At 36.4% G+C, this 26,536-nt stretch carries 18 protein-coding genes, 1 tRNA gene and 3 rRNA genes; 8 read left to right on the top strand and 14 right to left on the bottom strand.

Going from position 1 to position 26,536, the window contains the following annotated elements; all coding sequences use genetic code 11:
• Nucleotide 1: 1 nt before the first annotated feature.
• The gene (locus KMP69_RS06495; protein ID WP_214399639.1) at nucleotides 2-1,270 is read right to left on the bottom strand and encodes an MBL fold metallo-hydrolase; all 1,269 of its coding nucleotides are present in this window, start codon (nucleotides 1,268-1,270) and stop codon (nucleotides 2-4) included.
• A gap of 208 nt (nucleotides 1,271-1,478) precedes the next feature.
• Between KMP69_RS06495 and ilvN the strand changes: the two genes are divergently transcribed.
• The 3 genes from ilvN to KMP69_RS06480 all read left to right on the top strand — a co-directional run bounded on the left by ilvN (nucleotide 1,479) and on the right by KMP69_RS06480 (nucleotide 5,146).
• Entirely contained in the window at nucleotides 1,479-1,985 is a 507-nt protein-coding gene (gene ilvN / locus KMP69_RS06490) for an acetolactate synthase small subunit (RefSeq protein ID WP_214399638.1), read from the top strand.
• Between the two features lie 72 nt (nucleotides 1,986-2,057).
• Entirely contained in the window at nucleotides 2,058-3,470 is a 1,413-nt protein-coding gene (gatB, locus tag KMP69_RS06485; RefSeq protein WP_214399637.1) for an Asp-tRNA(Asn)/Glu-tRNA(Gln) amidotransferase subunit GatB, read from the top strand.
• A 56-nt stretch (nucleotides 3,471-3,526) separates the two neighbouring features.
• On the top strand, nucleotides 3,527-5,146 hold the full coding sequence (locus tag KMP69_RS06480; RefSeq protein ID WP_214399636.1) for a DUF128 domain-containing protein: 1,620 nt from the start codon (nucleotides 3,527-3,529) through the stop codon (nucleotides 5,144-5,146).
• Here KMP69_RS06480 and KMP69_RS06475 read toward each other — a convergent pair.
• Entirely contained in the window at nucleotides 5,131-6,264 is a 1,134-nt protein-coding gene (locus KMP69_RS06475) for a TIGR03576 family pyridoxal phosphate-dependent enzyme (protein ID WP_214399635.1), read from the bottom strand. The two genes, KMP69_RS06480 and KMP69_RS06475, sit on opposite strands and share 16 nt — an antisense overlap.
• A gap of 43 nt (nucleotides 6,265-6,307) precedes the next feature.
• Nucleotides 6,308-6,613, bottom strand: coding sequence for a DUF2098 domain-containing protein (locus tag KMP69_RS06470; RefSeq protein WP_214399634.1), 306 nt, complete (start codon nucleotides 6,611-6,613; stop codon nucleotides 6,308-6,310).
• A gap of 242 nt (nucleotides 6,614-6,855) precedes the next feature.
• Here KMP69_RS06470 and KMP69_RS06465 point away from each other — a divergent pair.
• From KMP69_RS06465 to rrf, 4 genes are all read left to right on the top strand, one after another.
• Nucleotides 6,856-8,336: ribosomal RNA gene (locus KMP69_RS06465) — 16S ribosomal RNA — on the top strand.
• 70 nt (nucleotides 8,337-8,406) lie between these two features.
• Nucleotides 8,407-8,479 (top strand) — tRNA-Ala (locus tag KMP69_RS06460).
• Between the two features lie 102 nt (nucleotides 8,480-8,581).
• Nucleotides 8,582-11,584, top strand: a 23S ribosomal RNA gene (locus KMP69_RS06455).
• Nucleotides 11,585-11,654: 70 nt separating this feature from the next.
• Nucleotides 11,655-11,769, top strand: a 5S ribosomal RNA gene (gene rrf / locus KMP69_RS06450).
• Together the 16S, 23S and 5S rRNA genes with 1 tRNA gene alongside form the textbook arrangement of a ribosomal RNA operon.
• Nucleotides 11,770-11,850: 81 nt before the next feature.
• Here rrf and cdhC read toward each other — a convergent pair.
• The 4 genes from cdhC to cdhA all read right to left on the bottom strand — a co-directional run bounded on the left by cdhC (nucleotide 11,851) and on the right by cdhA (nucleotide 16,547).
• Nucleotides 11,851-13,272, bottom strand: coding sequence for a CO dehydrogenase/CO-methylating acetyl-CoA synthase complex subunit beta (gene cdhC, locus KMP69_RS06445; protein ID WP_214399633.1), 1,422 nt, complete (start codon nucleotides 13,270-13,272; stop codon nucleotides 11,851-11,853).
• Between the two features lie 20 nt (nucleotides 13,273-13,292).
• A complete protein-coding gene (locus KMP69_RS06440) occupies nucleotides 13,293-13,748 on the bottom strand; it encodes a 4Fe-4S dicluster domain-containing protein (RefSeq protein WP_214399632.1) in 456 nt (151 codons plus the stop codon).
• Nucleotide 13,749: 1 nt separating this feature from the next.
• Nucleotides 13,750-14,190, bottom strand: coding sequence for a CO dehydrogenase/acetyl-CoA synthase complex subunit epsilon (gene cdhB / locus KMP69_RS06435; RefSeq protein ID WP_214399631.1), 441 nt, complete (start codon nucleotides 14,188-14,190; stop codon nucleotides 13,750-13,752).
• A gap of 68 nt (nucleotides 14,191-14,258) precedes the next feature.
• On the bottom strand, nucleotides 14,259-16,547 hold the full coding sequence (gene cdhA / locus KMP69_RS06430; protein ID WP_394357605.1) for a CO dehydrogenase/acetyl-CoA synthase complex subunit alpha: 2,289 nt from the start codon (nucleotides 16,545-16,547) through the stop codon (nucleotides 14,259-14,261).
• A gap of 729 nt (nucleotides 16,548-17,276) precedes the next feature.
• On the opposite strand from cdhA, the gene KMP69_RS06425 reads away from it, so the two are divergent.
• Entirely contained in the window at nucleotides 17,277-18,224 is a 948-nt protein-coding gene (locus KMP69_RS06425) for a nucleoside recognition domain-containing protein (protein WP_214399630.1), read from the top strand.
• An 876-nt stretch (nucleotides 18,225-19,100) separates the two neighbouring features.
• Here KMP69_RS06425 and KMP69_RS06420 read toward each other — a convergent pair.
• From KMP69_RS06420 to KMP69_RS06390, 7 genes are all read right to left on the bottom strand, one after another.
• Nucleotides 19,101-21,005 carry a beta-CASP ribonuclease aCPSF1 gene (locus KMP69_RS06420; protein ID WP_214399629.1) on the bottom strand — a complete coding sequence of 635 codons (1,905 nt, stop codon included), beginning with the start codon at nucleotides 21,003-21,005 and terminating at the stop codon, nucleotides 19,101-19,103.
• 285 nt (nucleotides 21,006-21,290) lie between these two features.
• The gene (psmB, locus tag KMP69_RS06415; protein ID WP_214399628.1) at nucleotides 21,291-21,965 is read right to left on the bottom strand and encodes an archaeal proteasome endopeptidase complex subunit beta; all 675 of its coding nucleotides are present in this window, start codon (nucleotides 21,963-21,965) and stop codon (nucleotides 21,291-21,293) included.
• Between the two features lie 170 nt (nucleotides 21,966-22,135).
• On the bottom strand, nucleotides 22,136-23,503 hold the full coding sequence (gene proS / locus KMP69_RS06410) for a proline--tRNA ligase (protein ID WP_214399627.1): 1,368 nt from the start codon (nucleotides 23,501-23,503) through the stop codon (nucleotides 22,136-22,138).
• A 210-nt stretch (nucleotides 23,504-23,713) separates the two neighbouring features.
• A complete protein-coding gene (gene atwA / locus KMP69_RS06405) occupies nucleotides 23,714-25,315 on the bottom strand; it encodes a methyl coenzyme M reductase system, component A2 (RefSeq protein WP_214399626.1) in 1,602 nt (533 codons plus the stop codon).
• Nucleotides 25,316-25,317: 2 nt separating this feature from the next.
• A complete protein-coding gene (locus tag KMP69_RS06400) occupies nucleotides 25,318-25,695 on the bottom strand; it encodes a DUF134 domain-containing protein (protein ID WP_214399625.1) in 378 nt (125 codons plus the stop codon).
• A 13-nt stretch (nucleotides 25,696-25,708) separates the two neighbouring features.
• Nucleotides 25,709-26,035 carry an MJ1244 family protein gene (locus KMP69_RS06395; RefSeq protein ID WP_214399624.1) on the bottom strand — a complete coding sequence of 109 codons (327 nt, stop codon included), beginning with the start codon at nucleotides 26,033-26,035 and terminating at the stop codon, nucleotides 25,709-25,711.
• Nucleotides 26,036-26,046: 11 nt separating this feature from the next.
• A complete protein-coding gene (locus tag KMP69_RS06390) occupies nucleotides 26,047-26,385 on the bottom strand; it encodes an MJ1244 family protein (RefSeq protein ID WP_214399623.1) in 339 nt (112 codons plus the stop codon).
• Nucleotides 26,386-26,536: the final 151 nt, after the last annotated feature.

The following is a 26,536-nucleotide window of genomic DNA, read 5'->3' as shown; positions in this document are numbered from 1 at the left end:
TTCAAATAGGTAAAATAGTTCCTTTGACAGGGACATATGTAGGAATCTTTAAAGTTTTCCAAATAGTCATAGCAAACGATAATGACTGATACCTTTCTCCATGCATAACTATAGCCTTTTCTGGCTTAGGAATCTTTTTTATGTATCTTACTAATGAGTTGTAGTCACCATGGGCAGAGAATTCTATTTTAACTACATTCCCTCTTACAGGGATTTTATTTTTAAATGGCTGAATTTCTTTAACGCCTTCTTCTAAAGCTCTACCTAATGTCCCTTCAGCCTGATAGCCAGTCAATATAATCTTATTTTTTGGGTCTTTTAATAATTTTAAATATTTTAATATTGGCCCACCCTGAACCATTCCTGATGTGGAAACAATTATGCATGGCTCATTTTTATTAAATACTAATTTTTCATCTGCTTTTTTTACATCTCCAAATGGGTTAATTCCAGATTCAATCATATTTTTTACTTTTGGATTTAACCAATTTACATAGCTTAAATAAACAGATGTTGCGTGAATTAAAGAACCATCTGTATATATAGGAACATTTTTTAACTTTCCGCTTCTCATATAGTTGTTTATTATTAAAAGTATCTCTTGAGCCCTTCCAATGGCAAACACTGGAATAATAACTTTTCCACCATTTTCTATAGTTTCTGAGATTTCTTCAATTAACTGCTTTTCTAAAGTTTTTCTTGATGGCTTTATATCCAATGGAGAGCCATAAGTTGACTCTATAATTAAAACATCTATCTCATCAATGTCAGTATCTGCTGGTAGTAAAGTTCTTGAAGGACCCTCATTAATATCTCCAGTATATAGAATTTTTTTTCCATCGACTTCTAAGTATATTGACGCACTACCTAATATATGTCCTGCATTGTAAAATTTAAATTTTATATTTTCACTTATCTTTTTTTCTTCATAATAGTTTAATGTCTCAATACTTTCCATAGCATACTGAATATCTTCCTCTTTAAATGATTTAGTTAAATTTAATGTATCTTTCCATGTGAGGTACATTAAATCTGCCGTTGGATGTGTGCAATAAATTTTTTTAAATTTGTAAAAAGGAATAGCTCCACAGTGGTCAAGATGCGCATGAGAAACTATAACTGCATCTATATTTTTGTCATCTATTTGTGGAATGCTGTTATTATCTGGAGACATTCCGCAATCTAACAATATTCTTCTTTCTTGTGTTTCTATCTCTACACAACTCATTCCTATCTGTTGGCAACCTCCATGAAACTTTAATAAAACCATATTCACCATCCCAAAAAATTATATATAACTAATTGTAAGTAATTTTAAATTACACCCAATAACTGTAAAAAGAAAAAGGATTAAAATAGCCCTACATCCTAATCACTAAGATAAATAAAACAGGACATAATCTATTAATCTTAAATCTATTTTTGAATATTTAAATTTTACTGTTATTAATCGTAAATAAAAACATTTGGTGGATATAATGGAACATAGGCATGTTATTTCCGCATTAGTTTTAAATAAGCCTGGGGTATTACAAAGAATTTCAGGGTTATTTACAAGGAGAGGGTTTAATATTTCAAGTATTTCTGTTGGAACTACTGAAAATCCTCAGATTTCAAGAGTAACTATTGTAGTTAATGGTGATGATAAAATATTAGAGCAGGTTGTTAAACAACTTAATAAGTTAATTGATGTTATTAAGGTTAGTGAGTTGGAAGAGAAAAAATCTGTTCAGAGAGAGTTATGTCTAATAAAAATATATGCACCAACAGAAAGTGCCAAATCCCAAATTATTCAATATACAAGTATATTTAGAGGAAATATTGTTGATTTAAGTCCAGAATCTATGATTGTTGAGATAACTGGTAGTGAAGATAAGATAAATGCATTTATAGAATTAGTTAGACCCTTGGGTATTAAAGAAATGGCAAGAACTGGTTTAACAGCATTGGCAAGAGGTCCTAAAGTCTTAAAACCTAAAAGTTAATTAATTAAGTTAGATCTAATTTAAATTACAACTTAAACATAATAATATTTAATTATTTCGTTTGGTGAAAAAATGGATGACGATGTAAAAATGAAATGTGGGTTAGAAATACACGTTCAAATTGATACAAAGTCAAAGTTATTTTGTAACTGTTCAACAAATTATTTAGATGCTGAGCCAAACACCAACATTTGTCCAGTTTGTGTTGGATTACCTGGGGCTAAACCACTACCTCCAAACAAAAGGGCAATTGAAATTGCCATAATGGTTGCAAAGATGCTTGGATGTGAGATAGTAACTGATAGAGATATTTACTTCCAGAGAAAGCATTATGACTACCCTGACTTACCTTCTGGGTATCAGAGAACATCTACACCTATAGGGGTAAATGGAGAATTTATGGGTATTAGAATATCTGAGGTTCATTTAGAAGAGGATCCAGGGCAGTATAATCCAAGTTTTGGAATTGTTGATTATAATAGAAGTGGGACTCCTTTAATAGAAATAGTTACAGAGCCAGATATAAAGAGTCCAGAAGAGGCAAGAGAGTTTTTAAAGCAATTAATGACTTTGTTTAGATACCTTGGATGCTTAAGAGGAGAAGGGACAATGAGGGCTGATGTTAATATTTCAATTGAATACATGGGCGTTCAAGGAAATAGAGTTGAAGTTAAAAACATTAACTCAATTAAAGGAGTATATAAGGTTTTAAAATATGAAATAATTAGACAAAAAAATATTATTAAGAGAGGGGGAGTTGTTAAGAGAGAAACAAGGGCTTTCTTAGAAAGTCAGATGATAACTAAGGCAATGAGGAGTAAAGAAACGGCTGAGGATTACAGATATATCCCAGATCCTGATATTCAGCCAATAGTTATTTCTGAAGAGTGGGTTAAAAAAATAGAGGAAGAGATGCCAGAAACCCCATTAGCTAAGAAGAAGAGATTTATTGAAGAATATGGTATAGATGAGGAAGATGCTAAGGTACTAGTTTCTGACTTAGATATGGCTGAGATGTTTGAGGAAGTTGTTAAATCTTTGGGTGTTGATAAAGAAAATGTTGATTTAGCAGTTACTTGGATTAGAAATGAGTTGAAAAGAAGTTTGCAGTATCACAAAGTAGATTTATACGAAAGTGGAGTTAAGGCAGAGCATATAGTTGAGTTAATAAAGTTAATTAAAGATGGAACTATTTCTCAAAAGATAGCTAAGGAAATCGTCGATTTATTGGTTATCAATAGAGGAAAAAAGACACCTAAGCAAATAGTTGAAGAACTTGGATTAACTGTGATTAAAGATGAAGATGCCTTAATAAAAGCAGTTGAAGAGGCTATTAAAAATAATCCTCAAGCAGTTAATGACTACTTAAGTGGAAAAAAAGAGGCCCTAAACTTCTTAATGGGGCAGGTTATGAGATTAACAAGAGGTAGAGCAGATCCAAAAAAAGTTATTGAGTTGTTAAAAGAAAGGTTAGATAAGTTATAGTTAATTTTATTTAATTTTCACTTTTTAACTTTTATTTTATATACTTTGGTGATATAATGGCAGATCTTGATAGAAAACTAATTGAAATTTTAGATATTTTATCCAAATCAAAAGAGCCTGTAGGAGCTAAAATTATAGCCAAAGAACTTAATAAAAGAGGATATAAAATAGGGGAGAGGGCAGTTAGGTATCATTTAAAATTATTAGATAGTATGAAATTAACAAAAAAAGTAGGCTATGCTGGTAGAGTTATAACAGAGAAAGGATTAGAAGAATTGGAAAAGGCAAATATACTTTATAGATTGGGTAGTATTTACTCAAATATATTAGAAAAGATGATCTCTGCAAATTATAGATTTGGATATGTTGTAGTGAATAGATTCCATGTATATGCTGATTTTAATGATGTTTTGAATATAATAAAAAGTGTTTATGAATCTGGACTATCTGTTGGGGATAGAGTAGGTATTATGGATAGAGAGAAATATGCTGAAATTACTACTCTATGTTCTTTAAATTTTGACAATATTCTATTACAAAATGGAATATTTCCACTTCACGAGTGTGGTGGAATTGTTAAGTATGAAGATGGAAAGCCAGTTGAGTTTAAAGAGGTTATAAAATATGTTTCCACATCAGTAGATCCTTTAAGTGTCTTTATTGAAACGAAAAAAACAGATGTTATGGGTATTATAGAAAATGGAGAAGGTTATCTACCAGCAAATTTTAGAGTATTTGGAGTTGAATTCTTAGAGAGATTTAAAAGTATCTTAGAAAAGGATGAGTTAAAGTGTGTAATTAGTTATGGAACTGACAATGTTTTAGGATTAGATGTTGGAGATGATAAGGTTGGAGTTGCTTTAATTGGTGGTTTAACTCCAATAGCTCCTTTTGTTGAAAATAACTACTATGTAGAACTATATCCAATGTCTTCAACTGTTAGGTTAGAATCTCTCCACAAATTTAAGAAGATTCCAAGAGAAATAGTAAATAAAAAGTCAAATGTTAGAATAAAGACAGTAGTTTCTAAAATGTTCAATGCAATGGCTAAGGTTTCTTATGATGTAGATGAGAAAGATGGAGATGTTATAGTTAATACATCATATATTGATAAAAAGTATCTTGATGAAGCGTTAGATTTATTAAAGGAGGGTTATAAAAAGGGCTTGGGAATCTCTGACAGATTGGGAATAGTTGAAGAAAAAGATAAAGTAAAGATTCAAACGATATGTGCAGTAACCTTAGATGGTATATTTTTAAGATATTCAATTCCTGTAATTCCAAGATATGGAGGAATTTTAGAGATTGTTGAAGATAAAAAGAGATTTATTGATATAATTGGGTATGATGGTTCATCATTAGATCCACATGAAGTTTTCTTTAACAGAGTTGATTGTGAAACCATATTTTTAGCAGGTTTTAGAGAAGTTCATAGAGTAGCGAGAGATAAATTAGAGATTGTTTTAGATAAATTAAAATGGAATGGTATTGATGCTGTGGGAGAACCAAATAATGAGCTTTATGGAATCAATGTAAATAAAGATATGTGTGGTATAGTAACAATTGGAGGAATAAATCCATTAGTTTTATTGAAAGAGAATGAAATACCTATGACTTTAAAAGCTATGGATGAAGTTGTTAGATATTCTCAACTCATAAGTTATAAGGATTTATAAAAAGAAGATTTTATTGAATCCACTATTGCGTTTATTATATATTCATCACTAACTCTTTCAGCATCTTTTGATGTTAAATCAATCCTTATACTCTTACTAGCTCCTGGCATTCCTGCTACGGTAATGGTTATAATTCTATACTTCTCCAATAAGTTAAATCCAATTTCTACAAGTTTTTTAATATTTATATTATCATCTTTATGCACTCTTTTTATTACAAATCCTGTTGGAGTTTTTTCGCATATAATTTCAATATTTTTGTCAATTTTTTTAAGTTCTTCATTTAATGCTAAAATTTTAGATAAATCAAATTTCTTACTTCTCTCAAATGCTTTTTTTAATCTTTCTAAATTAAAGCTTTTTAAAGCTCTATATATTCCTGCCATTAATGGGGGTTGAGCCTCTAAACCAAATTTTGTTCCTTCAATATATATCTTATCTACTAAATCTTTTCTCCCTGCCAATAATCCTCCTCTTGGACCCTCCATAAGTTTATCTGTGCTTGTTACTACTAAATCTGCTCCCAATTTTAATGCAGGAGGTTGATTATATAGTAATCTAACTCTTGCTCCTGAAGCATCATCAACGAACACTATTGCCCCTTTATCTTTAGAAATATTAACAACTTTTTTAAAATCTTCAATATCTATAACTTTTAAATCCATAGTAGAGCCTGTAATAATAACTAAGCAATCTTTGTCTATTTTATTTATAATATCATCAACATTAGATGATTCATAATACTCAGCATTAATAAGTTTGCAACTTCTCTCTATTGAAGGATGTCCGGGAAGTTCTGGCAGATAATGAACAACTTTTTTAGGTTTTAATGCTAATATTGTTGCTAAAATTGCAGAGGATGTTCTATTAAAAGCAACACATTTGTCCTCTTTTTTATCTCCACCTAAGTGTTGTAATCCATATTTATTAACTTTTTCAGAGAAATAAGAAGAACCAATATAAGTATTTAACAAGTTTATATCTTCTTTCTCTATTAAAAAACCACCAGATAACCCACTTAAATCATATAACGCCTCCCTACCTTCCTTTTTTAAGATATCTAAAATAATTTTTCTTGCTCTTTCTATTCTTGAAAGTTCTTCAAAATCTGTAAGCATTTTAACTCACCATAAAAAATAATAAAAAGTCAGTTTTATGTTTTTATCCTGCACCACATGCATCTCCAAAATCCATATCACTTAATTTTTCAGTTTCTAATTCTTCTTTTTCAATTTCTTTCACAACATCTTCAATATCTTCTTTTCTTTCAGTAATTTTATATTTTTCAATAACTCTTAATAAATGAGGTCTATACATTAAGTTATTATCTAACAAAACCCAAATATTTCCTTCTTCATCTTTTCTTATATCTACAACTCTTCCTTTAGTTCCTGTATTTACATATACGACATAATCTCCAACCTTAATATTTATATTATCTTTACTAATTGCCTCAATTTCTGACATATTTACCACCACTAAATTTTGTTATTGTATATTTAGTTATCTATAATATAGTCTTTTTCCCTAATTGTTTTGAACCTAAAAACGATACATATGACGATGTTAGGGTATTAGGTGCGATAGGAGATGCGTCCCCGATCTGGGAGGGTCGGGGCTGAGGCAAGCCCACGACTGGGGTGGTGAAACCCCACAGCAACCAGCCGCAAGAAAGGTTTATCCTTTCTTGCGACCGTACTCCTAACTTAATTCCGGTTGATCCTGCCGGAGGCCACTGCTATCGGGGTCCGACTAAGCCATGCGAGTCATGGGGCTCCCTTCGGGGAGCACCGGCGCACGGCTCAGTAACACGTGGCTAACCTACCCTCGGGTGGGGGATAACCTCGGGAAACTGAGGCTAATCCCCCATAGGGGAGGAGGTCTGGAATGATCCCTCCCCGAAAGGCCTTGCGGCCGCCCGAGGATGGGGCTGCGGCGGATTAGGTAGTTGGTGGGGTAACGGCCCACCAAGCCTACGATCCGTACGGGCCCTGAGAGGGGGAGCCCGGAGATGGACACTGAGACACGGGTCCAGGCCCTACGGGGCGCAGCAGGCGCGAAACCTCCGCAATGCGCGAAAGCGCGACGGGGGGACCCCGAGTGCCCACGCTCCGCGTGGGCTTTTCCGGAGTGTAAACAGCTCCGGGAATAAGGGCTGGGCAAGACCGGTGCCAGCAGCCGCGGTAATACCGGCGGCCCGAGTGGTGGCCACTGTTATTGGGCCTAAAGCGTCCGTAGCCGGCCCGGTAAGTCTCTGCTTAAATCCTGCGGCTCAACCGCAGGGCTGGCAGAGATACTGCCGGGCTTGGGACCGGGAGAGGCCGGGGGTACCCCAGGGGTAGCGGTGAAATGCGTTGATCCCTGGGGGACCACCTGTGGCGAAGGCGCCCGGCTGGAACGGGTCCGACGGTGAGGGACGAAGGCCGGGGGAGCAAACCGGATTAGATACCCGGGTAGTCCCGGCTGTAAACTCTGCGGACTAGGTGTCGCGTCGGCTTCGGGCCGGCGCGGTGCCGAAGGGAAGCCGTTAAGTCCGCCGCCTGGGGAGTACGGTCGCAAGACTGAAACTTAAAGGAATTGGCGGGGGAGCACTACAACGGGTGGAGCCTGCGGTTTAATTGGATTCAACGCCGGGCATCTTACCAGGGGCGACGGCAGGATGAAGGCCAGGTTGACGACCTTGCCAGACGCGCCGAGAGGTGGTGCATGGCCGTCGTCAGCTCGTACCGTGAGGCGTCCTGTTAAGTCAGGTAACGAGCGAGACCCGTGCCCCATGTTGCTATCCCCTCCTCCGGGAGGGGGGCACTCATGGGGGACCGCCGGCGAAAAGCCGGAGGAAGGTGCGGGCAACGACAGGTCCGCATGCCCCGAATCCCCTGGGCTACACGCGGGCTACAATGGCCGGGACAATGGGATGCGACCCCGAAAGGGGGAGCAAATCCCCTAAACCCGGTCGTAGTCCGGATCGAGGGCTGTAACTCGCCCTCGTGAAGCCGGAATCCGTAGTAATCGCGCCTCACCATGGCGCGGTGAATGCGTCCCTGCTCCTTGCACACACCGCCCGTCACGCCACCCGAGTTGGGCCCAAGTGAGGCCCTGTCCGAAAGGGCAGGGTCGAACTTGGGTCCAGCGAGGGGGGCGAAGTCGTAACAAGGTAGCCGTAGGGGAACCTGCGGCTGGATCACCTCCTGAGAAATCATCTCGCTGGTTGCTGTGGGGCGCTAAATCCCCAGTCGTGGGCTTGCCTCATAAGAATAAGTGGGCCCGTAGCTCAGCTGGGAGAGCGCCGGCCTTGCAAGCCGGAGGCCGTGGGTTCAAATCCCACCGGGTCCACTTTTTTATGTGCAGCCTGCAACCTTAAAAGGTTGTAGGTGAAGGGCCCGAAAAACATGAGGGCCATGCATAGGCTCCCACATCCTGGTGAAATCCGAATACTCCGCCGGGCCGTAAGCCCACCTGGTGGATGGCTCGGCTCGGGGCGCCGAAGAAGGGCGTGGCAAGCTGCGATAAGCCCGGGGGAGGCGCAAGCAGCCGTGGAACCCGGGATCCCCGAATGGGACTTCCTGCCCCATTTGGGGCGCTCCCGTTAGGGAGCGGGAACGCGGGGAAAAGAAACATCCGAGTACCCGCAGGAAAAGAAACCAATAGGGATGCCGGGAGTAGGGGCGACCGAAACCGGCACAGGGCAAACCGAATCCCTGCCCGTAAGGGCGGGGAGATGTGGAGTTGCAGGGTCCCCAGTATAGACCCATACTGGGAAGCCGAAGTCCCCTGGAATGGGGCGCCATAGAGGGTGAAAGCCCCGTAGGCGTAACCAGTATGGGTCTTGGGGTGTCCCTGAGTACCGCGCGTTGGATATCGCGCGGGAAGCTGGGAGACATTAGGCTTCCAACCCTAAATACGTCCCGAGACCGATAGCGAACTAGTACCGTGAGGGAAAGCTGAAAAGCACCCCTTGCGGGGGGTGAAAAGAGCCTGAAACCAGGTGGGCACGGAATGGCACGGCCCGAAAGGTAACCACCCCGAAGGAAACTCCCGTGAGGGAGGAGTACGAGGGGTGGCATGCCGGGGTCGTGCCGTCCGTTTCGAAAAACGGGCCGGGGAGTGTACGGGTGTGGCGAGCCTAAGGGGATCAACCCCGAAGGCGTAGGGAAACCGACAAGCCCGCAGCCCTTATGGGCGAGGGGCGGGGTCTTAAGGGCCTGGAGTCACACCCGTACGACCCGAAACCGGGCGATCTAGGCCGGGGCAGGGTGAAGCCCCTCATCAGAGGGGTGGAGGCCCGCAGGGGTGTTACCGTGCAAAGTGCTCCTATGACCCCGGTCTAGGGGTGAAAAGCCAATCGAGCCCGGAGATAGCTGGTTCCCCCCGAAATAACCCGCAGGTTAGCCGGGGGTTAGGTAGATGGCGGGGTAGAGCCACGGATAGGGTGTTTAGGGGGCGAGAGCCCTCGGCACCCTGTCCAACTCCGAACCCGTCATCGCCGTAGCCCCCGAGTGAGGGCATACGGGTAAGCCGTATGTCCGAGAGGGGAACAACCCGGACCCGGGTTAAGGCCCCTAAGTGCCGGCTAAGTGTAAATGAGAAGGGAGTCCCTGGCCTAAGACAGCGGGGAGGTTGGCTTAGAAGCAGCCATCCTTTAAAGAGTGCGTAACAGCTCACCCGTCGAGGTCAGGGGCCCCGAAGATAACGGGGGCTAAGCCGGCCGCCGAGACCCGGGGGCGCCGAAAGGCGATCCGGTAGGGGGGCGTCCTGCGGGGGTAGAAGCTCGGCCGTGAGGTCGAGTGGACCCCGTGGGAACGAGAATCCCGGCAGTAGTAACAGCAAAGTGGGGTGAGAATCCCCACCGCCGAAGGGGCAAGGTTTTCACAGCAACGGTCGTCAGCTGTGAGTTAGCCGGTCCTAACCCCCGGGGTAATTCCCTTGGGGGGAAAGGGAAGCGGGTTAATATTCCCGCGCCACCGGGGTACGTGCGGCAACGCAAGGCCAGCTCCTGACGCTTCGGGGTAGGCCGACCACCCCTGTCGGGGTGGCCAAGCGCATAAGCCCGGGGAGTGCCGTAATGGCGAGAACCGGGCGAAAGCGTGATGGGCCCTCCGTTAGGAGGGTTCGGCTGAGCCCTGGAGCCCGTGAAAAGGGAGCTGGCAAGGATCCCCGGTGACCGTACCCAGAACCGACACAGGTGCCCCTAGGCGAATATCCTAAGGCGTGTCGGGGGAATCCGGCCCAGGGAAGTCGGCAAATTGGCCCCGTAACTTCGGGAGAAGGGGTGCCTGCGGTCTTCTCTAAATGAGGGGACCGCAGGTCGCAGTGACCAGGGGGGTCCGACTGTTTAATAAAAACACAGGTCTTGGCTAGCCCGTAAGGGTGAGTACCAAGGCCGACGCCTGCCCAGTGCCGGTACGTGAAACCCGGGTACAACCGGGCGAAGCGCCGGTAAACGGCGGGGGTAACTATAACCCTCTTAAGGTAGCGAAATTCCTTGTCGGGTAAGTTCCGACCTGCATGAATGGCGTAACGAGACCCCCACTGTCCCGGGCCGGAACCCGGTGAACCTACCATTCCGGTGCAAAGGCCGGAGACCCCCAGCGGGAAGCGAAGACCCCGTGGAGCTTTACTGCAGCCTGTCGTTGGGGCATGGCCGTGGGTGCACAGCGTAGGTGGGAGCCGTCGAAGCCACCCCTCCGGGGGTGGTGGAGGCGACCATGGGACACCACCCACCCATGGCCATGTCCCTAACCCCGTGAAGGGGGACACCGGCAGGTGGGCAGTTTGGCTGGGGCGGCACCCCCCTGAAAAGGCATCAGGGGGGCCCAAAGGTCGGCTCAGGCGGGTCAGAACTCCGCCGTGGAGTGCAAGGGCAAAAGCCGGCCTGACTTGGTCGGTAACAGAGGCCGACCAAGAGGCGAAAGCCGGGCCTAGCGAACCCCTGTGCCTCACCGATGGGGGCCAGGGATAACAGAAAAGCTACCCCGGGGATAACAGAGTTGTCGCGGGCAAGAGCCCATATCGACCCCGCGGCTTGCTACATCGATGTCGGTTCTTCCCATCCTGGGCCTGCAGCAGGGCCCAAGGGTGGGGCTGTTCGCCCATTAAAGGGGATCGTGAGCTGGGTTTAGACCGTCGTGAGACAGGTTGGTTGCTATCTGCTGGGGGTGTTGGCCGCCTGAGGGGAAGGTGGCTCTAGTACGAGAGGAACGAGCCGCCGGCGCCTCTGGTTTACCGGTTGTCCGACAGGGCATTGCCGGGCAGCTACGCGCCAAGGGATAAGGGCTGAAGGCATCTAAGCCCGAAACCCTCCCCGAAAATAGGCGGCCAGTCCCTTTGGGGACGAGGGCACCCGTAGAAGACGGGGTAGATAGGCCGGGGGTGTAAGCGCCGAGGGCTCTGCCCGAGGCGTTCAGCCCGCCGGTACTAAGAGCCCGAGGGCTCGGCGGGGTATTCGGACACTAAATGGATGTGGGGGTCTATGCATGGCCTAAAAAAAGGCACTATTTATTGAGGGAGGTACGGCGGTCATAGCGGGGGGGATACACCCGAACCCATACCGAACTCGGAAGTTAAGCCCCCCAGCGATGCCCCGAGTACTGCCATCTGGTGGGAAAGGGGCGACGCCGCCGGCCTCCCATCTTTTATTATACTACTATTTATTGATTAATTTGAATTAATAAATATAAAGGGAGTAAAAAAAAGAAAAAGAGTGTTTATTTATTTTTTTTCTTGTTAAAATCTTCCTTAGTAATAACAATTTTCTCTGCCTTAATTACAGCATTATATAACACTATCTTTATCCCTGGTGGTAGTCCTGCAAAAGTTCCTGGTAAGGTCATAGTAGGAATTCCTATACTTTCAACTTCTTTATTCTCTTCTGTCTCTTCTGTTTCAGAAATTTCAGTAACTTCTTGTTCTTCTACTTTGGTTTCAGTAACTTCTATTCTTTTTATACATGGATGTTCTTTCTCTTTTAAGAATTTAATTAATTCATCAGTATTAGAAACATTTTCTTCGGTAGCAATTTTATCATATAAATTTTTTGGTATGGCCTCTTTTACTCTTTCCTTTAACTCTTTTGGTAGCCATACAATTCTCTCCCATCCCTCATCTCCTTGCAAAAACTTTGGAGACATCATGTAAGCAATAGAAACTCCTAAAAATCCAGGAACCTGTTTACCTCCACTACATTGTCCTGCAAGAGATGAGAATGGAATGCCCACTGGGGTTTCTCCCTTGAATCCCCTATGGACTACTCCAAATCCATCAACTTCAGGGATGTAGAATACAACAGCTTCAAAACAACCACAGGATGTGCAAGGATTAACTAAGGCACTATGTAGAGATACTTCCTCAATAGCTCCTTGTGATTTCTCCCTAACAACTTCATTTACTCCTGAATAAATCCCCAATTTTTCATCTATTAACTCTCCCTTAGGAACTTCAAATATTGGTCCGTTAGGATCTATCTTCGCCGCTGCCCTTGCGTCTAAATAATTAATTCCTCCACATAAAGCAGGCCTATCAGGGGTTATAATACAAACATGAGTTGGGGCGAAACTCTGACACATTACACAGCCATAAAATACATCTACATCCTCATCTCTTATAGATTTTGTTTTTTCATCTCTTTTTTTATAAATTTCTCTGGCTTTTTCTAACTCTTCCTTAACTTTCTCGGCATCTGTTATTAATATTACATCACATTTTTCTATAAATGGAAACTCTGCCTTAAACAATCTTTGAATAACATATCCTATATGTTTTAATCTTAAACCTTTATTAAATGAATCTTTATTAACTCTAATCCAAATCTGGTCTCTTTGGTTTAGGTGCATAACTCCTTCTATGTAGTTTATAAATTCATGAACCCTTCTTTCTAAAACTCCCTCTAAATCCTCCTCTAAATTACTTCCACTAACTTTAACAATTATTGCAAAAGGATATCTACCTTTCTCTTCCATCTCATCCAAATCTTTTCCAACAACTTCTACTTTATCTTCTGCATTTTCTACAACTTTAACCAATTCAAAACCATAACTCTTTGGTCCTGCTAATTCAACATACATATCTGGGCTTCTAACTCTTTCCCCTTCGTTCATCGGACCTACGGATACTGGAATATCATCAAACATAATTTCACCCATTTTATTTTTTAAATCTCATTTTCTTCTTTTTTTCTTAAAACTTCAAATATTTTTTTTCTTTTTTCATCTTTTAACATGTCAAGTGTTTCGTCTGATACTAATATTAAAGCGTTATCTTTACAAACCTCTATACAGGCAGGAGTTATCCTATCAACATCTAAACAAAGTGTGCATTTGTGAGCCACCTTATTTTTTATAAATATTGCTCCAATAGGACATGCAATTGCACACATTCCACAGGCAATACATTTTTCTTTATTTACTATTGGAATATTTTCTTTAAGATAAATAGCATCTACTGGACAAATTTCCATACATGGGGCTTTTTCACACTGCATACAGAATAAAGGGACTCCATTAACTTTTCTTATTCTACTTTCTCCATGAATTTCTTTACATTTATTAATACAATCATAACATTTTGTGCATATTTCAGGATTTAAAACAATTATTTTGGGATTCATCTTATCCCTCTAACAGTTTTTTCAAATAATCTATATATTCATCATTACTAAGATTTGGAAAGGAATACAAAGTATTTGGTTGATAATATTTGTCTATGGAAACTGTTACTACATTTGAAAACTGTTTTAGATGAGTTACTGCTTGAGCCAAATAGTAGTAAGTTATCCCAGTAAATAATGCCAAGTCATAATTGCTATTTGCTAAAAATTTCATTATAGCCATTAAATTCATCTCTTCAGGAGTTTTAATTACTTTTAAATTATATTTCTCAATAAATTTATCAATAAGTTCCATTTCATCTTTGCTGAGATTTTCTCCTAAGATTAGAATAGGTTTTTTAGATCTCTTAATCATCATTTTTACAAGAGTTGGAGTAGTTATCTCAGCATGAGCCACATTACTTCCAGCAGTTGGAATGTAAGGAACAAACCTTTCATCCATTATCTCACCAATAGAAAAAATTTATTTTTATTATTTTATTATATTTTTATTAAAAATTATTAAAAAATTTAAAGTATTGTTGGATTTTTAGGATATTTCTCAAATGGTTTCCATCCTTTTTCTTCTAAATAATTCATTATTTTGTCTTTCATCATAAATGGAATGTCTTTTTCAGTTCTGACAAATTTCTCTAAGTCAGGAGGCATTCTTCCAAAGTATTTCTCGTAGAGATCTACATAATGATAAATCTTATTAGCCCTACCTTTTGGAGTATCATTAGGTCTCATACACAACTTTGGAATCATACAGATACATTCTTTGTAATTTTCAGCAGTTACAATTAAATGCTCTGGAACTGGATCTATTTCCATGATTTCTCCAGTGGTTTTATCTTTAACTTTAAACTTCTCTCCATTGCTTAGATACAGCCTCCTATATTTAGCCCCATGTGGTCCTACAATTACAGGAATTCCCCATCTATTAACTCCAGTAGCTATTGCCGCAGCCTTTTGACTCATAGCACCCCAAGCTACTCCAACAGCTCCAACCTTGTTTAATATATAGTCGGCAATCTCAGCATAGTTTCCTCTTAATGGAACCTTAGCAAATATGTTGGCTATTTTTATAGCCGCTCCAGTAATGTGACAGTTTGATAGACAGGAACCACAATTTACTAATCCTCCAGCCCTAAACTCTCCTGGATATTTTTCATATAATGTCTTTCCATCCTTATCTTTCCACATTCCTATAGCCATTGCCGCACATCCTGTTGCTACAACTATATACTTTCTCTCCAAGAATTCCTTAGCCATTAAAGCAACTTCCTCCTCTCCATTTGGATGATTTGAACAACCAACAAATGCTACAACTCCAGGAATATCTCCAAATACAATTGGAGCTCCAACACTTCTAATTTCTACATCTTTAATTGGTCCTCTACCAGCCCTTATTTTGAATTTTAAATCTTTGTAATAAGCCTCTCCAACCTTTGTAGTCATACTAACTATTGGTAAGTTTCTTTGACAGATAGTTTCACATCTACCACAGCCATAACATTTTTTATATAAATCAATGAATCCTTCAAAATTTCCTTGTTTTGCTAAAATCATAGATTCTTTAACTTTAAATGCATTGGGACAGTTTCTATTACACCAACCACACTCAGTGCATTGTTTTGCCAACTCTATAACTTCATTTAAGTCTGGCAATGATTTCCTATCTTTTCTTTCTTTAGCAACAATTTTAGCTACTTCAACTGCCACTTTACCAACTTTTTCTTCATCCAATATTAAACCAGCCCTATTTCTTATCAGATAACTAATAATTTCATCTTCGCTTAAATGGGATATATCCTCTAAACCTAAGCACATTTTTTCGTTTGTTGCTATCAACACAGCTCCAGTTTTTAAAACCTCCTCTAATATATCTGTTCTAATACACTGTTCATCTATTACAACAACATCTGCAACACCACATCTTACAAACATTAATTGCCTTGATAATGGTCCAACAATTTTTGGCTTTTCAGAAACTCTTGTTATATCTATGGCTGTACAACAAATTCCACAAACTTCTATTTCATCCTCTAAATTATTCTCTTCCAAATATTCCAATATGTAACTTCCAGGGACTACATTATGTCCAATACACAAAATCACTGGCTTACTTTTATCAATACATCCAAAACCTAACTCAACTAAAGGAGCATCTCCATCTCCTTTTGGCATGTTGTATGCTACTATTTGAGCAATATCTCCTGCCTCTCTTGCTAAGTCATCAATCATTCCTGCATGTAATGCTTTACTCTCAAAATCTAAATAATCTCCTTCCTGTCCAGTATGTGCTGCTGATAAGAGATGAGTTATTTGCTCTTCACAATAATCTAAAATTTTTTCTAAATCTCCTAAGGTCTTTGGTTTGATCCCAGTTACTGTTCTTGCTATTGGGGCCTCAACTTCTATTTCATTACCTAAGTTTATTGGATAATCTCTTCCTAATGTTTCAATTAGATGATGAACTAAATGCCTACTATGTCCAGTATGACACGCTGCTCCAATACAACAAGCTATTAAAACGATCCTTCCCTGCTGAGCCTTTATATTTAAACCACAAGCTCCCTTTTTTCCTTTACTTAAATCACACTTTCCAAAGGTACAGAGACAACATAAGTCACAAATTGGCATATAGAATGGAGGATATCTCTCCAATAATTTAAAATCCCAATGTCTTAATGTAGGAATTTTTGGCATTGGTGTAGGTCCCATTGGCTCCCAATCATCATCTTCCTCAATATTTTCCCCAAATTTTATAGTTCCAGAGATTTTAACATTTTTTAACTTTAATAATTGGGATGTCATTGATTTTATATCCCCTTCAAATCTCACAATATCACCATAACTCATACTCAAATTTATCATTATTAATCATTAACAATTTTGTTGGTATTTAATTTTATACGTTTCATATAAATACCTTGTTATGAAAAATTTTTATAAAGTATTACTCAACTGTTTTTTGAAAAATTAAATAAATTAATTACGCATATTCGCAATTTAAATAATAAAATTTTACAAATTTCGTAATATTAATTTATATATTTAAGTATATAATTAAAAATAATTTAAAAAAATAATTCTTAGAGACTGTTGTAGGGTTCGAAACATTTTCTTAATTTCTGTAACACTCCACAATATGCCATATTGGACTTGGAAGTCATTAACTCTATGTCCCTCTGGATTCATTGAGAGTATATCATTGATCTCCGCTCATGTTGAGGTTTTTATTATCTTCCCACTGGTTAAATTTGATAATAACTATTAGGGACTTCATTTCACTCCCGCATCTGAGTCAAGTATAATCTCTATTTCTTATACATACTTATATCTAAATCTTTAGATAATGAAAATCTATTAATGTCTATATTTGTCTATGAAAAATTAAACAGTTTCAAACGGCTACATTTACTATTTTAGATACTAAATAAATTTTTTAAGCGAGAATAATAAATTTAATAGTAAGTTTAATAAATAATAATAAACAAGTGAAAATGGATAATTTAAGTTTATCTAAATATTACGGTGGTTATTATGTATTTCAATTTCACACTGTTATTTGAGTGCATTGAAACCTCTCTATTTTATACAATAAAAATATCTATTATCGTATTATTAACGATGTTTATTGTAAATTATATTATGAATATTGGAACAATGAAAAAGCTAAGTGACTATTTATTTCCATTTTTAAAGAGGCTAAAAATAAATCCTCTCTCAATCTCCTCAATATTGGCGTGTTTTTTTAGTCCTACAGTTGGCTATTCTATCTTAGCAGAAGGTTTAAAAGAGAATAAAATAAATGAAAAAGAGCTTATAGGAACCTCTTTAGCTAACTCATTTCCGTCAGTTTTATCACATATATTTACTTTTTTTATTCCCGTAGTTATTCCAATATTAGGTTGGACTGGAGTATTGTTTATTTTAATTAGATTAGGAGTGGCATTTATAAAAACAATAATTGGATTTTTGTATCTCTTTTCAATATCAAAAAATGATTTTTATGAACCTCCAAAAATAAATAAACTAAATAAAAAAGAGAATTTTAAAAAATCACTGATAAAAACATTAAAATTCTCTAAGAGATTTATACCAACAATGTTTTTTATGATGACTTTGGTTTTATATCTATACAAAGTTGGTTTCTTTAACTATATTGAAAAATTAATTCAGCCAATAATAAGTGTGTTAAATTTAAATCCGAATGTTGGAATATTAGCATTAACTGAAGTCTTAAATGTTCAAGCCGCAATAGTTATGGCTGGAAGTTTTTTAAATGAAAATATTTTAAGTTCAAAAGAAGTTCTAATTGGATTAATTATTGGAAATGTATTAACATTCTCCACAAGATATGTAAAACACTCTTTGCCACTACATGTTTCATTGTTTGGAGCCAAGTTAGGAACTAAAATAGTTATGATCAATGCTATAATTACCCTAATTTTGGATATTTTTATAATATTTGGATTACTATTAGTGTGAAAAATGAAAACAATAAAAAATAAATGTTGAAGAAAGAAAAACATACATAAAAGAATATATAAAAATTTCCATCCCCTTAGGGGTCTGATTTTACACCCATAGGGCTCCGCCCTATTGGGATACCCGGGATGCATTGCCTCGCAATGCTCGGCAATGCCTCTTAAATTAAAATCATTTTTCCCTTTGGGGTCTGATTTTAAACAGTTAAAACGGGTAGTAAAGAGGAAATGATTTTTATGGAAAGTTATTTCCATCCCCTTAGGGGTCTGATTTTAGACCATCTAAGAAGTTTAGTTTGGTTTGCTTAGGTTGTGGTTTATTTCCATCCCCTTAGGGGTCTGATTTTAGACTTAGACGAATCAATATTATCTGAAAAGGAGCTCATTGCTGCAATTTTCCATCCCCTTAGGGGTCTGATTTTAGACAGGGCATAATTTTTTGAGATTAAGGACTAAAATTACTTTATTATGCTTCTTTGTTGGGGGGTTATAGTTTGGAGGGTCAGTAACCCTTGTTATTTATATACCTCCGAACTTATATATAAACTTTTCTATTTTTATTTATTTCCCTAAAAATTCTTAAAATTTTTTATATCAATTTATTCATCGGGGAAAATTAGAGATAAAAATAAACTACTAAAATATCAAAAAAATCCCAATAATTTAATAAACTTAATTATTCAAATTAATCAAAATAGAAGATCCTCCGAAAGTGGATAAAATCCCCTAAAATTTAAAAATATTAAATTAAAATCCTCTAAATTAAAAAATAACAATTTTTAGCGAGAGAAAAGATATTATGAAAAAGAGGCATTGCCGAGCATTGCGAGGCAATGCATCCCGGGTATCCCAATAGGGCGGAGCCCTATGGCTATGGTTATTTAACCCTTATTACATCTAAATTCATTGGAACATAGGTTTGTTTTTTAAATAATCTTCTCACAGTATCTGCAAAGTCTAAACACTTACTTTCTTCTCCATGAACCATAATAACCTTTTCTGGAGATGGTTTTACTTTTCTAATGTATTTAATTAACTGCTTCCTATCACAATGACCAGAAAATCCTTCGATAGTATAAACTTGTAAATTTATTGGAATTGATTTTGTTTTTCCATTTCTTGTAACTATCGGAATTTCCTTCCAACCTCTCTGAACCTTTCTACCTAAAGTTCCCTCAGCTTGATAACCTACAAATATTATTGCATTTTTCTCGTCAGGAGCTAAGTTTTTTAGATATTCAACACTTGGTCCTCCTGTTAGCATCCCAGAAGTGGCTAATATTATACAAGGTTCGTCGCTATCAATAACTCTCCTTCTTTCATTAGTACTTCCTACTTTTTTAAAAACTTCTGATAAGAATGGGTTATCCCCCTCGTGGAATATTTTTTGTCTCATCTCTTTTGATAAATATTCAGGATATGCTGTATGTATAGCAGTTGCCTCCCAAATCATTCCATCTAAGTATACAGGAGCATTGAATATCCCTTGATTGTATCCTTCCTCTAAAACTAACATCAATTCCTGAGCTCTCCCTACACCAAAAACAGGAATTAAAACCTTTCCTCCTCTATCTGTTACTTCACTAACAACTTTTAACAACTCTCTTTCAGCAACTTCCCTCTCTGGAAGAACATCATCATATGCCCCATAAGTAGATTCTATAATTAATGTCTCTAATCTTGGAAATTGACAAACTGCTGGCTCTAATAATCTTGAAGTCTCAAACTTAATATCTCCAGTATATGCTAAATTATACAATCCTTCCCCAAAATGCAAATGAGCTATGGCTGAACCTAAAACATGCCCTGCATTATGTAAAGTTAGTTTTATTGTAGGGCTGATATCAGTTGTAACACCATAATCAATAGGAATCGTATGCTTAACGCATGTTTTTATGTCCTTAGATGTATATGGAACTTCTTTTCCTTCTTTTTTAGCTATTTCTAAATAATCTTTTTGTAATAAAGTCATTAAATCTCTTGTGGGCCTTGTACAATATACAGGACCGTCATAACCATATCTAAATAATCCTGGAACAAAGCCACAATGGTCTAAATGGGCATGAGTAACTATAACAGCGTCTAAATCTTCAATTGAAAATTCTGGAGCATCAAAATAAGGAAATGCTTTATCTTCGCACGCAACATTAATTCCACAATCAATTAATACTCTCGTATCTGGTGTTTGAACATACAGGCAAGATCTTCCAACTTCCCTTGCACCTCCTAAAAAAGAAACTCTTATCCAGTAGTCTCCTCTAACAATGACATCTCTATGTATCCTTCTTCCAATTCTTCTTAAAATTCCTTTAATTTCATCCCTTTCTCTATATAAAGTTGCTCTAATCGCTTTAATTGTTTCAGATTGTATTGGTGGAGTTCTTACGGGTTTAGGAGCCCATCTTATTGCTTTTTTAATCATTTCTAATGTTTTTCCTTCTTTACCTATAACTAATCCAGGTTTTTTTGATTCTATTATAACCTCCCCAGTATTTGCATCAAAAACAAAGTTTGTTATTTCTGCCTCTTCAGGCACTATCTCTAATATTTTCTTTTTAGCAATTTCTGGCTCCACTAAAACAGAAGGATCTGGTCTAATAGAAATTCTTTTTCTTAAATCCTTAGCGAGATTTTTTATAATTTCATTCGTAAAGATTTCTGGATTTTTTACATAAACAACTACTTCAGGACCTTCAAATTGAACATCGACTATTTTTGCCTCTTTTGGAGATTTTTTTATTATTTCTTTCTTTATATTTTCTAAAATTTCCTCTGCTGGCAAAATAATCCTCCTCCTAAAATTTTAAAATTTTTAAATTTAATAACGACGACAGATCAATAACAAAAAATGATATAAGTTAAAGGATTAAACCAGTAAGAGTTAAAAATTCTTATTTTAATTCTTATTTTAACAAAATATTTGTTTTAAAGCCATACAATAAAAATTTTAAAGAAATTTAATTTTCATAAATATTACAAAAAATTTAAAAATTTGAATATATAAAAATAGTTTAATTTAAAATTTAATTTTTGAGTATTTTTTTAATTTTTATTTATTTAATCTCTCTTATTTACTTTTCTTTCTACTTCTTTTTGTAGATTTTTTCTTAGATTTTGTTTGTATGTTTGTTAAAATTTTTTCAACTTCGTCATCTTCCAATATATTTACTCCCTCTTTCGTTATTACAGCTAATGATATTCCATTACCTGAATAGGTATCTCTCTCCATAGCTGATTTAAGGGATTTTACTGCTAATTTTAATCCATCTTCAACAGACATATCTTTCTCGTATCCTGCCTCTAAAACCCCATAAGCTATTGGAGAACCTGAACCTGTGGCAATAAAATTAGTTTCTTCATTCATACCACCTAATGGATCCAATGAAAATAATTTAGGTCCTTGTAACAAGTCATAGCCACCAATAATTATTTGAGTTAAAAAAGGGAAGTATCTGCTTGAGTGTAAGATATTACTTAACAAGGTAGCACAAGCTAATGGAGAAATATATTTGCCTGTTCTCATTTTGTATAATCTGGCTTCAGCCGATAACATTCTAACTATTGCCTGTGCATCTCCAACGCTACCAGCAATTGTTATTGCAATATAATCATCTATTTTATATAATTTTTTAGCATTCTTATCTGCCACTAAATTACCTAAAGATGCTCTTTTATCAGTTGCCAATATTACAGCATCGTCACAAATTAAACCAACAGTAGTCGTTCCTTTCAGAGCTTCCATTTTTTCACCTTAATTTTATAATCTAAGTATTCCTATCTTAAGATTTAAATAATTTATGATATACATAGGATTAATGGATATTAAATTCCATTAAATTCACAATTGTTATAAAGAAACCTATTAGTTAAAATATTTTTATATAAAATATTTTTTATAGATGTAAAAATAGATTAATAAGTTTTAGCTATTGCAATATACTTATTTCCTTTATATTCAGTTTCTCCTAAAATAGTTGCTTCCACCTTTTCTTCAAGTTTTTCATTATAAATTTCTTCATTAAATGGGATTAATATTATTCCCTTTCTTTGAGAAAGTATTTCTTTAATTTTATCAGTATCTAAATTATCTATAACCGTTATAAAGTCTTCAAATTTTTTCCAAGCTATATTTTTAATGTTTTCCATAATATTATTTAAAGTTTTTTCTATAACATCTTCTAATTGTGACTCATCTACTTGAAACTTCTCCATAGTATCTCTTCTAAATAGAGTTATTTTTTTATTTTCAATATCTTTTGGTCCTATTTCAATTCTCAAAGGCACTCCCTTTATTTCCCAATCATTAAACTTTCTTCCAGGTCTTATATCTCTGTCATCAATATAAACTCTATACTTATCTTTTAATCTTTCATAAATCTCTTTTGCCTTATTTAAAACTAAATCTTCCTGTCCTTTAAAGATTAATGGGACTATAACTATTTGTATTGGTGCTACAATTGGGGGCAGAATTAATCCTTTTTCATCTCCGTGTATTGCTATAATTGAGGCAATAACTCTATCTGAAATACCATAGCAGGTTTGATAAGCATAATCCTTATCTCCTGTTGGAGTTTCAAATATAATTTCAAAAGTCCTTGAAAAATTCTGCCCTAAATTATGAACTGTTGCTATTTGCATCGCTCTACCGTCTGGGAATATCGTATCGAAGGCAACTGTATATTCAGCCCCTGGAAATTTGTCCCATTCTGGTCTCTTTGAAATTAAGTATGGAATTCCTAAGGTGTCAAAGAATTTTTTATAAATTGATATTGCTTCTTTAATTTGATTCTCTGCCTCTTCTTTTGTAGAATGTGCTGTATGTGCCTCTTTAAAAGTCATTATTTCTCTCAATCTAATTAAAGGCCTTGTGTGCTTTGTTTCATATCTAAAAGTATTGACAATTTGATAAATTTTTATAGGTAAGTCAGTATGAACCTTTACCCAAAGTTTCATCATATAGTATATTGCAGTTTCAGATGTAGGTCTTAAAGCTAATTTAACATCTAATGGGGTCTTTCCCCCATGAGTTACCCAATAAACCTCATCCTCAAATCCTTTTATATGTTCTCCTTCTTTAGCCAATAGATTTTCTGGAATTAACAATGGGAATAAAACCTCTTCATGCCCACTTTTATCTAACAAATTCCTAATTATTTCAAATGTATATCTTCTGATTTTAAATCCATAAGGTAGATAAATTCCACATCCTTTTATTGGATATCTAACATCATAAATTTCAGCTTTTTCTAATATATCTGAGTACCACTCTGAAAATTCCAAACTATCACCCATTTTAATAAAATTTTTTTGCTTTTTTAAAAAAAGACAATAAATAATGGCTTACAATATTAAACAAAAATGAACTTAAAATTTAAGATTTATGTAAAATTTTAAAAATATTTGTTAGGTTTTTAGTTTAACAACCTTAATAGGGCATTCACAACTAATATAAATAATTATTAAAGTTAATAAAAATTCTAAACTTAAATTTTACTTATTGAACATCTCTTGTTTTTCCTCTTCAGTTAATAATGGAACAATTTCTTCTGGCTTTCCTACTTTGATTAATTTACCATTTCTCATTAACCCGGCTCTATCACAAACATTTAATACGAAATCCATATCGTGAGAAACAATAATATATGTTTGCTCTAACTCAATTCTTGATTTTAAGATGGATTCTGCAACTATATTTCTTGTTATAGGGTCCATAGTTCCTGTTGGCTCATCTAATATAACAACTCTTGGCTCCTTTATTAAAACTTGTGCTAAGGCACATCTATGTCTTTCACCAACACTCAATTCATTAGGATACTTATCTAAGATTTCTTCAGCCTCCTCTTCACTAAATCCTACTGAAGTTAAAGTATAAACTGCCTTCATTCTTGCAAATTCGTCTGGTAGTTCTAAACCTATTGCCTCGGTTAAGTTTTCCAATATAGTTCTATGTGGATACAATGCATACTCTTGGAATAATATTCCAATATATCTCTTAGCTCTACCTCTTCCATTTAATCCGGGCTTTGTCATATCTACCCATTCATCTCCTACTCTAAACCAATACTTTCCTTTTGATGGTGGGAGAACTCCTGCAATAATTTTTGCCAATGTTGTTTTTCCAGCCCCACTTGTCCCAACTAAACCAAATATTTCGTTTTCTCTTATATTGAGTGTTACATCATCTACAGCTTTAATAACACCTCTTTCAACTGAACAGTAGTGTTTAGATATATGCTCCAATTTTATAATATCTTCCTTAATTTCTATTTCAACTTCTGGTTTTTGGAACTCTTTTACAGATTCCATAAATTTATTATAAACTTCCTCTGATGTACCTTCCATTATAATTTCTCCGTTATCTAACCAAATAGCCCTTTCTGTTAGCTCAGCAATAACTTCTGGCCAGTGTGAAGTTAAAATTAAACTTATATTGTTATTTATAACTAAATCTTTTAATGCCTTATGAACTAACTTAGCAGTTTGAGGGTCTAATGTTCCTGTTGGCTCATCTGCTAAAAATATAAATGGCTCTTTTGCTATTTGCCTTGCTAAAACTACTCTCTGTTTTTCTCCACCACTTAAATCTCTTGCAATGTGAGTAATTCTATGCTCTAACTTAACCATCTTAATTAATTCTAACGCCTTATTTATAGCCTCTTTTCCTTCATAACCTGCCTGATACAAAGCTTCCAAAATATTCTCAATAACTGTTTTCTCTCCATATAAGGCAAATGTTCTTTGAAGCATTATAGCAATTTTCTTTTTTAAATTATATGTATATTTTTTATCATTCCAAAAATCTACATCTATCTTTTTTAGAGTGTTTCCACACTTTTTACATGGAGAACCTGCCTTTGAAGGAACATCTACATATCCACACTTTTCACAGTATGAGACATGATATATAATATTTCCCTCAGTTGGCTCATATCCATCCATTCCTCTTAACATATGTAATAGAACAGATTTCCCTGCTCCACTTCTTCCTAATATACCTAAGGATTCTCCTTCCTCCAATTTAAATGAAATATTTTTTAAAACTACCTTATCTCCAAACTTTTTTGTTACATTATTTACTTCCAATAGTATCATAACTACTCACCATTCATATTGTTTATATTTCTACAATGTTTTTTTATTCCAAATCTATTTCTCATACAAAAACCACATTCTCTAATTTTGTAAAAACCACCTTCAATAATTATAATTTTCCCATTTATTAATGCATCAGATATCTTTTTTCTACCTTCTTTTAATAAACTCCACAACACTCTCCTTGAAATACCCATTAACTTTGCCGCCTCCTCCTGAGTAAAGTCCATATAATCAACTAACCTAATAGCCTCTAATTCATCTACTGTTAATACAACTTTATCTAAATGTCTAAAAGGTACTCCATGAGGTTTAAATATTCTAAACTTAGGTTCCTCAGATATAAATCTTGGTATCTTTGGTCTTCCTCTTCTACCCATATCATCTCCTCATTTAGGGCATATTTACAATAATTCCCTCTATTGGGATTTCAATTATAGTGTATTTACAGTCAGCAAGTTTTTCGTCTATAATTTTTTCTAACTCCATAAGTTTGCTTTCACTAACAACAGTTCCAATTAATACAGCATTTTGTGCTAAATCGCTAACAGCCTTTATAGCCATTTCAGGATCTTCATCTAACAAAAATCCATGCCAATCTTGAGGAGACATCCCTTTATAATCGTATAAAAAAAACCCTGTTATTCCGCCCTCTGATAATGCATTTATTGCCTTCCCAACATTTTCACTTTCGACAAATAAATACAGTAAGATTTTCATAATTTCACCTTTTAAACCTTATGAACCTTAACTTTTAATATTGGGATTTTAATTAATGTCCATTTATCATTTGACATTTTTTCTTTTAGTAATTCCTCTATCTTTTTAGATTTCTCTTCTTTAACAACTGTTCCTATAATAACAGCTTTATCAGATTCTTTATTTATAATTTCATAAACTTTATTAATATCTTCTAAATCCTCCTTTTTTAGAGTTTTGAACTTATCTGATGACATACCTCTATAGTTATGTAAAAAGAATCCAGAAATTCCAGCCAAGGTCATAATATTTATAGCCTTATTAATATTCTTTTCTTCAATAAACAGTTTTAATAATACTCTTTTTGACATATTATCCCCCTATGTGGAAAAGTTAAAAATTAATTTTAAAAAATAAAATATAAAGTTTTTCATTTAACTTTTATATTATCATATATCTATTACTTTATACATTTATAGGTATTAAGTTTTTTATAGCATAGTCTTAGATTTTATTGATCTT

Source organism: Methanocaldococcus lauensis, from assembly GCF_902827225.1.
Classification (GTDB): Archaea; AGJL01; Methanococci; order Methanococcales; family Methanocaldococcaceae; genus Methanocaldococcus; species Methanocaldococcus lauensis.
The sequence above is the reverse complement of the archived record's forward strand: the minus strand, read 5'-3'. Positions and strand labels throughout refer to the sequence as shown.

What these genes read in the sequence shown, in the direction of transcription:
- gatB (WP_214399637.1), top strand. Translation starts at nt 2,058, where the DNA reads ATGGATGACGATGTAAAAATGAAATGTGGGTTAGAAATACACGTTCAA.
- psmB (WP_214399628.1), bottom strand. Translation starts at nt 21,965, where the DNA reads ATGGAAGCTCTGAAAGGAACGACTACTGTTGGTTTAATTTGTGACGAT.
- ilvN (WP_214399638.1), top strand. Translation starts at nt 1,479, where the DNA reads ATGGAACATAGGCATGTTATTTCCGCATTAGTTTTAAATAAGCCTGGG.
- KMP69_RS06390 (WP_214399623.1), bottom strand. Translation starts at nt 26,385, where the DNA reads ATGTCAAAAAGAGTATTATTAAAACTGTTTATTGAAGAAAAGAATATT.
- KMP69_RS06475 (WP_214399635.1), bottom strand. Translation starts at nt 6,264, where the DNA reads ATGCTTACAGATTTTGAAGAACTTTCAAGAATAGAAAGAGCAAGAAAA.
- cdhC (WP_214399633.1), bottom strand. Translation starts at nt 13,272, where the DNA reads ATGTTTGATGATATTCCAGTATCCGTAGGTCCGATGAACGAAGGGGAA.
- KMP69_RS06470 (WP_214399634.1), bottom strand. Translation starts at nt 6,613, where the DNA reads ATGTCAGAAATTGAGGCAATTAGTAAAGATAATATAAATATTAAGGTT.
- cdhB (WP_214399631.1), bottom strand. Translation starts at nt 14,190, where the DNA reads ATGGATGAAAGGTTTGTTCCTTACATTCCAACTGCTGGAAGTAATGTG.
- KMP69_RS06495 (WP_214399639.1), bottom strand. Translation starts at nt 1,270, where the DNA reads ATGGTTTTATTAAAGTTTCATGGAGGTTGCCAACAGATAGGAATGAGT.
- atwA (WP_214399626.1), bottom strand. Translation starts at nt 25,315, where the DNA reads ATGATACTATTGGAAGTAAATAATGTAACAAAAAAGTTTGGAGATAAG.
- KMP69_RS06480 (WP_214399636.1), top strand. Translation starts at nt 3,527, where the DNA reads ATGGCAGATCTTGATAGAAAACTAATTGAAATTTTAGATATTTTATCC.
- cdhA (WP_394357605.1), bottom strand. Translation starts at nt 16,547, where the DNA reads ATGACATCCCAATTATTAAAGTTAAAAAATGTTAAAATCTCTGGAACT.
- KMP69_RS06395 (WP_214399624.1), bottom strand. Translation starts at nt 26,035, where the DNA reads ATGAAAATCTTACTGTATTTATTTGTCGAAAGTGAAAATGTTGGGAAG.
- KMP69_RS06425 (WP_214399630.1), top strand. Translation starts at nt 17,277, where the DNA reads ATGTATTTCAATTTCACACTGTTATTTGAGTGCATTGAAACCTCTCTA.
- KMP69_RS06440 (WP_214399632.1), bottom strand. Translation starts at nt 13,748, where the DNA reads ATGAATCCCAAAATAATTGTTTTAAATCCTGAAATATGCACAAAATGT.
- KMP69_RS06400 (WP_214399625.1), bottom strand. Translation starts at nt 25,695, where the DNA reads ATGGGTAGAAGAGGAAGACCAAAGATACCAAGATTTATATCTGAGGAA.